Origin of the sequence: Nocardia farcinica (genome assembly GCF_029867845.1) — a bacterium.
Classification (GTDB): Bacteria; Actinomycetota; Actinomycetes; order Mycobacteriales; family Mycobacteriaceae; genus Nocardia; species Nocardia farcinica_A.
The window spans coordinates 1-8,167 of record NZ_JARWRU010000759.1 but is presented as its reverse complement, the minus strand read 5'-3'; the positions used below and the strand labels follow the sequence as shown (position 1 = coordinate 8,167).

Sequence of the window (8,167 nt, the reverse complement as noted above, 5' to 3'; positions counted from 1 at the left end):
TCTGCGCTACGAGAACGGGCCATCGCGGAGGTTCTACGACCGAAAACGCAGCGAACGGCAGCTTCATACCCAGGCTTTGCTGGCGTTGGCCCGTCGCCTGGTTGATGTGTTGTGGGCGTTGCTGCGCGACGGTCGTGAATTAACTCTCGACAGCCCGGTTCCAGTCGCTGTTGCGGCTTGACACGGTCATTGAGAGTCCTTTGTGCCGGTTCGTCGTTCGGTCGGAGGTCACCGAACGGGCGGCGGGGCGCGCAGGATGGCGCTCACCGACCGGTTGCGCCAGTGCTGCACCAGGTGCACGTGCGCCAGATCGCAAGCGACACGTGACATTTCGGAGCAGATCATTCGGCCCACCTGGTGCCGCGGCGGACGAGTGCCTGCATGGCGCGCAGTGTGACGAAGTTCAGGACGATGAAGGCGACGGCGATCAGGGTGATGCGATCGACGAGGGTGAAGTCGAGCGCCTCGCTCATCATCCAGCCGAGGCCCTCCTGCATGCCGTACATCTCCGAGGCCAGCAGGACGCTCCAGGCCAGCGGGCCGCAGATGGTCAGGGCGGCGGCGAGTTCGGGGATGATCGCGGGCGCGACGACGCGGCGGTAGGTGGCGAAGGTGCTCAGGCCGAGGGTGCGGGGGTAGGCGAGCAGGTCGGGGTCGAGATTGCCGATGGCGTTGGAGGTGGCGACCAGCATGGTCAAGGTGACCGCGAAGCAGATGAAGGTCACGCTGGCAGAGGTGGTGGGGCCGAGCCAGAGGGTGAACAGCGGGCCGAGGGCGAGCAGCGGCAGCATGCGCAGCAGGTTGGCGACGCCGAAGCCGGCGTAGCGGACCGGGCGCAGGGCGGCCATGGCGAGGCCGGCCGCGATGCCGAGAGCGGTGCCGAGGGCGAGGCCCGCACCGACCCGCACGAGCGAGATGCCGGAGTGCTCGACCAGGGACAACAGTCCCTGGACGACGGTCTGGCCGCCGCCCTGCGAGGGCGGGGTGCCGCCGAAGACGCCGGAGTAGTAGTCCGACAGGCCGGGCAGACCGACGCGCAGCACGTAGCCGAGTTCCGGCATGACGTATTCGGGGTGCTCGAGCGTGCGAGCGAACCAGAGCGCGACGGCCTCCCACAGGGCGATCAGCGCGGCGACGCCGAGCAGGACGCGGGTCGGGCGGAAGCGGGTGCGGGCGCGGACGCCGAAGGATCGGCTGTCGGTCGCGCCATCGGCGGAAGCGACCGGGGTGATCAGGGCTCCGGGGGCGGCTGCGGTGGCCGCGGTGTCCGCTTCGTGGTCCGGGGTGGGCGGCGCCGGGTGCCCGCGGACGACGCGGGTGGCGATGTCCTCGCAGGCGGCGGTGGCCGCGGCGGCGCTCCTCATGACGCCTCCCCGCCGAGGATGGACAACAGCCGGGCGCGCAGGGCGTTGGCGTCGGGGTCGGCGCGCAGTTCCTCGCCGCGCGGACGGGGGAAGTCGAGCAGTTCGTCCATGGCGAGGGCGCCGTTGTTGAGGACGAGGATGCGGTCGGCGAGGACGAGCGCCTCGTCGATGTCGTGGGTGACGAAGCAGATGGTCTTGCCGGTCTCGGCCCACAGCTGGATGAGCAGGCGGTGTAGCTTGCCGCGGGTGAAATAGTCCAGGGCGCCGAAGGGTTCGTCCATCAGCAGGATGTCGGGGTCGTTGGCGAAGACGGCGGCGATGGCGACCCGCTTGCGCATGCCGCCGGACAGCTGGCGCGGCCAGGAGCGGCGCTGTGCGGCCAGGCCGACCTCTTCGAGATAGCGCTCCACCCGCGGGCGGTATTCGGACTCGGGCACGCCACGCGATTTCGGGCCGAAAGCGATGTTGTCCTCGACCCGCAGCCACATGGGGATGGCGTCCTGCTGGAATACCATGCCGCGATCGGCGCCGGGGCCGTCGACGGTCACGCCGCCCGCCCTGATCTGCCCGCCGGTGGGGGTGAGCAGGCCGGCCAGGCAGCGCAGCAGTGTGGATTTGCCCTGGCCGGAGGGGCCGAGGATGCAGACGAACTGGCCGCGTGGGATGTGCAGGTCGACGCCATCGATGGGGCGGGTGACCTGGCGGCCTTCGCGGTATTCGAACCGCAGGCCGGTGACCTCGAAGGCGGGGGCGGTCTCTGTTGTGGCCGCGGTCGGAGTTGTCACTGCCGCATGGGTTGTCACTTCCGTCGAAGATGTCGCTGCCGTCGAAGATGTCACTGCCATCGGAGGACCTTCCTGGTGGAGACGGTGAAGAGCAGGTCGGCGAGGACGGCGACGATGCCGAGGATCAGGATCAGCGCCATCACCGAGGCGACGTCGCCGGTGCCGGTGCGGACCGCGATGGCGCGGCCCATGCCCGCTTCCGAGCCCATGAGTTCGGCGACGGTCTGTAGCCCCCAGGCGGCGGCCAGGGCCACCCGCAACGCGGCCAGGCAGGACGGAAGCGCCTGCGGGAGCACGATTCTGCGCACCCTGCTCCACTTTCCGAGCCCCAGCGTGGCCGCGTATTCCTCGAAGCGGGGCGGGATGGCCAGGGCGGCGACCATGCCAGCGCCCGCCACGGTGACGTAGCTGAAGAAGGCGACCAGCACCCACTGGCCGGTGCTGCCGAAGCCGAACCAGATCAGGAAGAACGGGGCGGCAACCAGCACCGGGACCACGCCGAAGACGTAGTTGACCGGTTCGGTGAGGTCGCGCACCCACTGGACGCGGGCGGCGAGCAGGCCCGAGACCAGGCCGGCCATGCTGCCCGCGGCCCAGGCGGTGAGCACCACGCCTGCGGTGTACTGGAGGTTGCCGAGGTAGCTGGTCTCCGACAGGCCGAGGTATGCCAGGGCGGGTGAGCCGCCGAAATTCTCGATCGCGTTGCGGACGACCAGGCCGGGCGCGGGCAGGATGGCCGGGTTGGCGACCCGCGCGGCCAGCCATTCCCACAGCGCGATCACCAGGACCACGCCGGTGACCCGCCAGGCCGCGGCCGACCAGGTGGCTCTGGTCGCCACGGCGGTGCGCGGTGAGCGCGCAGGTGGGCTGCCCACGCGGCTACCGGGAGCGTCGACGGCCTCCGCGACAGCGCGCGGTCGGCCCACCTGCGCGGTGGTCACTGCGCTTCGGCCTTCGCGGCGAGGGCGTAGCGGTAGGCGTCGAGGAAGTTGTACTCGGCGTAGAACTCCCGCGCCTGCCTGCTCAGCTCGTTGTCGGGCGCCTCGGCCAGGGCGGCGTCGGTGGCCTCCCGGTAGGCGAGCAGGTCGGCGTAGACCTTGTCGGCGATGCTGAGATCGGTCACGTCGTGATCGCCGGTGAGCACGCCGTTCTCGCGCAGGGTGGCGATCTGTGCCTCGGCGGCGGCGCGGAAGTCGAACAGGGCGCCGTTGTCGCCGACGAAGTCGGTCGCCTCGTCGAAGCCGCGCAGCGAGTACAGGCCCGCGGTGAACATGCCGGCCACTTCCTCGGGGCTCAGCGAGGAGCCGGTGTAGCTGTTGAGGTAGTCGGTGAAGACCGCCGAGGTACCCACCGGGTCGGCTTCCAGGTCGGCGATGATCCGGTAGATCACCGAGGTGAAGCGCAGCAGGGTGTTGTAGTTGTTCTCGGCGAACTCGGTGGTGGTGAAGTAGGCGGAGTGGGTGTTGCGCAGGTCGACGGTCTGCTCGGGCAGCGCCTCGATGAGCTGGCGGATCTCCAGGATCGGCTCCCAGCCGCCGTGTTCGAGCTGGGACTGCTGCACCGCGCCCTCGGGGGCGGCGAACTCGGCGGCCCCGGCCTGGGCGGAGCGGACGATGTCGGGGTTGCTCAGGCGCACCGCGTCCACGTCGCTCAGGGTCATGCCCGCCTGGGCGAGCGCGAGGTTGTAGAAGGTGGGGGAGGTGCCGTCGGGCATGAGCAGCTTCTTGCCGCGCAGCTGCGCCATGGCCTCGGCGGCGGCCTCCTGGAAGGTCTTGCCCTCGGCCATCAGGCCTGCCACGGTCTTGTACTTGCCCGCGGGGGCGAGGATGCGGTTGCCCATGAACACGTTGGACAGGGCGAAGCCGCGGATGTTGCTCACGGTGTCCAGCTGCGGGGTGAGCAGCGGCATGTAGCCGGAACCGATGTCGACCTGGCCGTTGAGCACCGGGGTGAACGACTTCGACAGGTCGGTTTGCAGGCCGTCGGGCGCGGTGAAGCTGATGCCCGCCTCTTCGAAATAGCCTCGGCGGGCGCCGATCACGCCGATCAGCTCGTCGCCCATCGGGGTGAAACCGACCTTCAGGGTCTGCCGCGGGATGTCGGTGCCCGGCTCGGGGGCGAGGCCGGACGGCAGGCTCAGCTCCGCCGAGGTGGTGGTGCCGCCGTCGGCGAGGCTGCATCCGCTCAGCGCCGCGGTGACGACCAGCGCCGCCGCGAACAATCCGCGTCTTCTCATCACGGGACCCTTCTCCGATGTGGTATGCCAAGTTGGTATGCCAAATCTGGTGCGCACTCGTGTCGCGGCGGTTCCATGATTGTTTCCGAATGGTAAATACCAGCTAGAGGCTGTTTTGGTTGAAGCTTCCAGTTTTCGCATCCCGCGTTGGTATGCCAGGATGGTCGTGAGCGTGGCGTCGGGGACCACGCGGGAGGAGACCACATCCATTGCCATCCAACGAATCCGGTGACCACGACCCCCGTCCGCTGTCCACGCGGATCTACACCGATCTGCGCGACCGCATCATCGTCGGCGAGCTGCCGCTGGGGTCGCGGCTGCGCGAGCGGGAACTCGCCGACATCATGGGTGTGTCCCGCGTGCCGCTGCGCGAGGCGCTGCCCCAACTGGAGGCCGACGGTTTCATCACCACCGCGCTACGGCGCGGAGCCAGCGTCACCCAGCTGACCATGCGCGATGTGGAGGAACTGTTCGAAGTACGGCTCGGCGTGGAGGTGTACGCCACCAGGCTCGCCGCGCGGCGGGTCGCCGAGGGGGCGGACACCTCCGCGTTGCTGGCCTGCCTGGAGCGGGCGGTCGAGGCGGTCGACAGGGCCGACGACATCGCCATGACCGAGCGCAACGCCGACCTGCACGAGGAGATCATCCGGCTGGCGGGCAACTCGCTGCTGTCGACCATGATGCGACCGGTCTCCGGCCGGGACCGGTGGATCTTCCGCATGACCGCCCACCGCGACCCGGTGGTGGCCTGCAAGGAGCACCGCGAGCTGTGCGAGGCGATCTTCGCCGGACAGCCGGACCACGCGGCGGCACTGGCCTACACCCACATCGAACGCGGGCGCATCCCCACCCTGGAAACGCTGCGGCAGGTCCTGCCCGACGACCGGCGCTCCCCCGGCCCCGAATCCTGACCGGCCGTTCCGTCCACGGCGACCACCATCCGGCCGCACCCCACGACCACCCCACGACCACCCGACGACCGAGACCGAGCCCGAGACCACGACGAGGAGACCTATTGAACGGCAACGACTCCCGAGAGTTCGGCGGATTTCTCGCCCTGCCGGATCTGGCTGTCCGCACCCTCGGTGGCGCGGTGGTCTGGGCCAACGACGAGTTCTTCGCCGAGCGCGAGGCGCTGGTGCGGCCGGGCGATCCCGCCTACTCCCCCGCCACCTTCGGCGGCAAGGGCCAGATCTACGACGGCTGGGAGACCAGGCGCAGGCGCAGCCCCGGCCACGACAGCGCCATCGTGCGGCTCGGCGTGCCCGGCGTGGTGCGAGGCATCGTGGTCGACACCGCCTGGTTCAAGGGCAACTCCCCGCCGGAGATCTCACTGGACGGCCTGCGCGCCTGCGGCCATCCGGCGGCCGCGGGGCTGGCGACGCGGGAGGATTGGTTCCCGCTGGTCGCCCGCTCGGCGGCGCGCGGCGACACCCGCAACCTGTATGCCGTCGAGGACGAACGCACCGTCACCCACGTGCGGCTCAACATCTTCCCCGACGGCGGCGTGGCCAGGCTGCGGGTGCACGGCGAGGCCCGCCCCGACCCGGCGCTGCTGCGCTTCGCGCCGGTCGACCTGGCCGCCCTGGAGAACGGCGCATACGTGACCGACTGCTCCAACCGCTTCTACTCCGCCCCGCAGAACCTGCTCATGCCCGGCCCGGCCCGCACCATGGGCGAGGGCTGGGAGACCGCGCGGCGCCGCGCCGGCGGCAACGACTGGGTACACGTGCGCCTGGCCACCGAGGGCACGATCGCGCTGGCCGAACTCGACACCTCGTGTTTCCTCGGCAACGCGCCTGGCGAGGCCGAACTGCTCGGCCTCACCCGCGACGGCGCGACGGTGCCGGTGCTGGCCCGCACCCGGCTGCAACCCGACACCAGGCACCGCTTCGTGCTCGACGCGAGCACGCCGGTCACCGAGGTCAGGCTCAACGTCTACCCGGACGGCGGCATGGCCCGCCTCCGCCTGTTCGGCGCGCCAACCGAGGCGGGCTGGACGGAACTGGAACAGCGATGGGAGTCGGCATGACGGAATATCCCCGCGACCTGATCGGCTACGGTCCACGGCCGCCACACCCGCACTGGCCCGGCGACGCCCGCATCGCCGTGCAGTTCGTGCTCAATTACGAAGAGGGCGCGGAGAACTGCGTGCTCGACGGCGACGAGGCGTCGGAGACCTTCCTGTCGGAGATGACACCGGCGCAGGCGTTCCCGAACCGGCACATGTCGATGGAGTCGCTCTACGAGTACGGCTCGCGGGCGGGGGTGTGGCGGGTGTTGCGCGCCTTCGAGCGCCGAGGTCTGCCGCTGACCGTCTTCGGGGTGGCGCGGGCCATGCAGCGCAACCCCGAGGCCACCGCCGCCTTCCTGGAACTCGGGCACGAGATCGCCTGCCACGGATTGCGGTGGCAGTCCTACCAGCTGGTCGACGAGGAGACCGAGCGCGCGCACATGCGCGCGGCCATCGACATCCTCACCGAGCTGACCGGCACCCGCCCGCTCGGCTGGTATACCGGCCGTGACTCGCCGCAGACCCGCCGCCTGGTGGTGGAGGCGGGCGGGTTCACCTACGACTCCGACTCCTACGCCGACGACCTGCCGTACTGGGTGCGGGTGCCGAAGGGGCCGGGCGGACAGACGGTGGACCACCTGGTGGTGCCCTACACCCTCGACACCAACGACATGCGCTTCTCCTCCCCCGCCGGGTTCCCGTCCGGCGAGCAGTTCTTCGCGCACCTGCGCGACGCCTTCGACGTGCTCTACGCCGAGGGAGTCGAGGGCGCGCCGAAGATGCTCAGCGTCGGCCTGCATTGCAGGCTCGTGGGCAGGCCCGCGCGGCTGGCGTCGCTGGAGCGCTTCCTCGACCACGTGCAGGCGCACGAGAAGGTGTGGATCACCCGGCGCATCGACATCGCGAACCATTGGCGGGCAACGCATCCCGCGAATTCCTCGCCGAACTGACGCCCCGCGCCGCCGGAATCGGGTCGGCACGATTCCGGCGGACGAAGGGCTCGGCTGATGCCGAGACCGTCGACCTCGCCGCCGACGCACCTTGCCCGGCCCTCGTCCCCCGTGGTGACCCGTGCGCGCGCCCCGCTTCGGGCGGTCATCACCGGTGCGGCTCGGGTGCCGGCGTGGCGAACGCGACTGTAATCCCGGTTGCACAGCGGTAACGATCTTGGTGCCTGTTCCGACGTGCTCTGTGACAGACGGCCCGTCGGGGGGCCAGTCCTTCCACGCTCGTTTGCACAGGATTGGGGAACGGGACATGGCTCTTCGAGAGTTGCTCGTCCGGCAGAAAGAATTCGCCGCGCGCCACCGGATCGCGACGGCGGCCGCGGCGCCCGCGGTGCTCGGCATCGCCGCCGTCGTCGGCGCGGCCTTCGCCATGAACACGCCTCCTGCCAGCGTCGACACCGCACTCAAGGCCTCGGTGACCGAGTGCCACGACATGGTGGCGATCTCGGTGGCCGGCCGCAACGACACCCCGCGCGAGGGCACGACGCTGATGCTCGTCGACGCCGACGGCAACGCGCTGCCCGCCGCGATGGCCGGTGATCACAACAGCCGCTGGCTCGATCCGGTGGTCAACGCGCCCGCGGGCGAGGTCGATCCCGACTCGTATCGGGCGGTGTACATCGCCTATCCGGCCAATATGGAAAGCTACGAGGACGCCGTGAACACCGGCGTGGCAAACACCGAGCAAGTCATGCGGGAGATCTCGCAGGCCTGCCCGGACACCCGTTTCGCCATCGTCGGCTACAGCGCGGGCGCCGACG

The 8,167-nt window shown here is 70.1% G+C and carries 8 protein-coding genes and 1 pseudogene; 5 read left to right on the top strand and 4 right to left on the bottom strand.

The annotated features are described in order from the left end of the window. Window positions 1–181 (top strand): annotated as a pseudogene (locus tag QH283_RS16640) (IS110 family transposase); the annotation flags it as partial. A gap of 160 nt (window positions 182–341) precedes the next feature. Here QH283_RS16640 and QH283_RS16635 read toward each other — a convergent pair. From QH283_RS16635 to QH283_RS16620, 4 genes are all read right to left on the bottom strand, one after another. Next, window positions 342–1,364: an ABC transporter permease gene (locus QH283_RS16635; protein WP_280503900.1), complete on the bottom strand. Its 1,023-nt coding sequence runs from the start codon at window positions 1,362–1,364 to the stop codon at window positions 342–344. Then, window positions 1,361–2,149: an ABC transporter ATP-binding protein gene (locus tag QH283_RS16630; protein WP_280503899.1), complete on the bottom strand. Its 789-nt coding sequence runs from the start codon at window positions 2,147–2,149 to the stop codon at window positions 1,361–1,363. Before QH283_RS16630 ends, QH283_RS16635 begins: the two co-directional genes overlap by 4 nt. 50 nt (window positions 2,150–2,199) lie before the next feature. After that, window positions 2,200–2,988: an ABC transporter permease gene (locus tag QH283_RS16625; RefSeq protein WP_280503898.1), complete on the bottom strand. Its 789-nt coding sequence runs from the start codon at window positions 2,986–2,988 to the stop codon at window positions 2,200–2,202. A gap of 98 nt (window positions 2,989–3,086) precedes the next feature. Next, entirely contained in the window at window positions 3,087–4,385 is a 1,299-nt protein-coding gene (locus QH283_RS16620) for an ABC transporter substrate-binding protein (RefSeq protein ID WP_280503897.1), read from the bottom strand. Between the two features lie 209 nt (window positions 4,386–4,594). Here QH283_RS16620 and QH283_RS16615 point away from each other — a divergent pair, with 209 nt between their 5' ends. The 4 genes from QH283_RS16615 to QH283_RS16600 all read left to right on the top strand — a co-directional run. Further along, complete coding sequence (locus QH283_RS16615; protein WP_280503896.1) at window positions 4,595–5,296, top strand: GntR family transcriptional regulator; 702 nt, start codon at window positions 4,595–4,597, stop codon at window positions 5,294–5,296. Between the two features lie 104 nt (window positions 5,297–5,400). Then, on the top strand, window positions 5,401–6,417 hold the full coding sequence (gene alc / locus QH283_RS16610; RefSeq protein WP_280503895.1) for an allantoicase: 1,017 nt from the start codon (window positions 5,401–5,403) through the stop codon (window positions 6,415–6,417). Continuing rightward, complete coding sequence (puuE, locus tag QH283_RS16605) at window positions 6,414–7,349, top strand: allantoinase PuuE (RefSeq protein WP_280503894.1); 936 nt, start codon at window positions 6,414–6,416, stop codon at window positions 7,347–7,349. Before alc ends, puuE begins: the two co-directional genes overlap by 4 nt. A 307-nt stretch (window positions 7,350–7,656) precedes the next feature. Beyond that, a partial coding sequence (locus QH283_RS16600; RefSeq protein ID WP_280503893.1) for a cutinase family protein occupies window positions 7,657–8,167 on the top strand: 511 nt, incomplete at its 3' end.

What these genes read in the sequence shown, in the direction of transcription:
- QH283_RS16635 (WP_280503900.1), bottom strand. Translation starts at nt 1,364, where the DNA reads ATGAGGAGCGCCGCCGCGGCCACCGCCGCCTGCGAGGACATCGCCACC.
- QH283_RS16620 (WP_280503897.1), bottom strand. Translation starts at nt 4,385, where the DNA reads ATGAGAAGACGCGGATTGTTCGCGGCGGCGCTGGTCGTCACCGCGGCG.
- puuE (WP_280503894.1), top strand. Translation starts at nt 6,414, where the DNA reads ATGACGGAATATCCCCGCGACCTGATCGGCTACGGTCCACGGCCGCCA.